Origin of the sequence: Grimontia sedimenti, from assembly GCF_011045095.1 — a bacterium.
Classification (GTDB): domain Bacteria; phylum Pseudomonadota; class Gammaproteobacteria; order Enterobacterales; family Vibrionaceae; genus Enterovibrio; species Enterovibrio sedimenti.
Genome location: NZ_JAALDL010000042.1, coordinates 1 through 1,776 on the forward strand (window position 1 = coordinate 1; position 1,776 = coordinate 1,776).

At 54.5% G+C, this 1,776-nt stretch carries 2 protein-coding genes; both read left to right on the forward strand.

Features of this window, described 5'->3' with window-relative positions:
* On the forward strand, nt 1-414 hold a 414-nt coding region (locus G5S52_RS23370; RefSeq protein ID WP_165018873.1), incomplete at its 5' end, for an Hcp family type VI secretion system effector.
* A gap of 148 nt (nt 415-562) precedes the next feature.
* Nucleotides 563-1,776: type VI secretion system tip protein TssI/VgrG (tssI, locus tag G5S52_RS23375; protein ID WP_165018875.1), on the forward strand; the 1,214-nt coding region annotated here is incomplete at its 3' end.

Sequence of the window (1,776 nt, forward strand, 5' to 3'; positions counted from 1 at the left end):
GAAGACGAGATGCTGGTGCAAGCCTTTGACCACATCGTGACTGTACCCACTGACCCACAAAGCGGTCAGCCGTCAGGTCAGCGTGTTCATAAGCCGTTCAAGTTCACTGTGGCGCTGAACAAAGCCGTGCCTTTGATGTACAACGCTCTGGCCTCCGGTGAGATGCTGCCGAAGATTGAGCTCAAGTGGTACCGCACGTCTGTCGAAGGTAAGCAGGAGCACTTCTTCTCCACCATCCTGACTGACGGCACCATCATCGATATCGATTGCAACATGCCTCATTGTCAGGACGCAGCGAAGAAAGAGTTCACTCAGCTGGTGACTGTCTCTGTGGCCTACCGCAAGATTGACTGGGAGCACACGGTAGCAGGTACTTCCGGTGCGGATGACTGGCGTGCGCCTATCGAAGCTTAAGGCTTCCTGGCAGAAGGCGTGTTTCTTTGTGAAGCAGGCCTTTCTGACCCCACCCGCCCTTGCGGCGGGTTTTGTCGTCAGACAGTGACGTCTGATGAAGCTTCTGAAGTCTCTCAGAAGCAGTGGATAGTTCTTGCTGGGTATCTCTATGGCTACGGAAAGCGGTCTCCAATTTACTCTTAACGTCGAAGGCTTGCCTGACGACACCTTTGTGGTGGTCGACTTTCAGGGCGACGCCCATCTCTCGGCCCCTTTCTGTTTTGATATCAAGCTGGCCAGCCGTAATGAAGCCGTCTCTGAAAATGACACGGTGGACCGTAATGTCACACTGGTGATTTGGCAGGACGGGGAGCTCAAGCAACGCTTCCACGGGATTGTCCGACGGTTCTCAAGAGGCGATACGGGTTTTCATCACACCCGCTATGCGCTGGAGATGGTGCCGTCCCTTGCCAGATTGTCCCTTCGTCAGAACAGCCGTATCTTCCAGCAGCAGTCTGCCCCGGAAATCATGAGCACTCTCCTGCAGGAGATGGGCATTGATGATTATGCGTTTTCTTTATCCGGTAATCCGCAGACCCGTGAGTATTGTGTCCAGTACCGCGAGACGGACCTTGAATTCTTAGAACGTATTGCGGCGGAAGAAGGCATTTTCTATTGCTTCCTGCATGCCAAAGACAAGCACACGGTGCTGTTCTCGGATGATACCCAGACCCTGTCAGCTTCGGGCCTTGCGCTGCCTTATAACGTGAATGTCGGTGGGATATCTAAAGAGAGTTTTGTTAAAGGCTGGCAGTATTCGGCGCAGGCAAGACCGTCTTCCGCGCAGCTGAAAGATTACAGTTTTAAAAAGCCGGCCTATGGCTTTTTACATGAACACGCGGGCACAGAGATGGCCTTTCAGCGTGGCACGTATGAGCATTATGACTATCCGGGGCGCTATAAGAGTGACGCCGCCGGGAAGCCCTTTACCCAGTACCGCCTTGAGCATTTAAGACGTGATGCCATCACGGCGACGGCGCAAAGTAATGTCCCGCAGGTTCAGCCGGGGATGTTGTTTGACCTGGTGGACCATCCGGATGACGCCACGAACCGTGACTGGGTGGTGGTCTCTACCCAGTGTGAGGGCACTCAGCCTCAGGCGCTGGAAGAGGCTGGCGGTGAGGGCATGACGACGTTCCACAATACTTTTTCGGTCATTCCGGCTCACCGGCCTTGGCGTCCGACACCGCAACCGAAACCTTGTGTCCATGGCCCGCAAATCGCGATTGTTACCGGTCCCGATGGCGAGGAAATCTTCTGTGATGAACATGGCAGGGTGAAGGTGCAGTTCCCCTGGGACCGTTATGGCAACAGTGATGATGC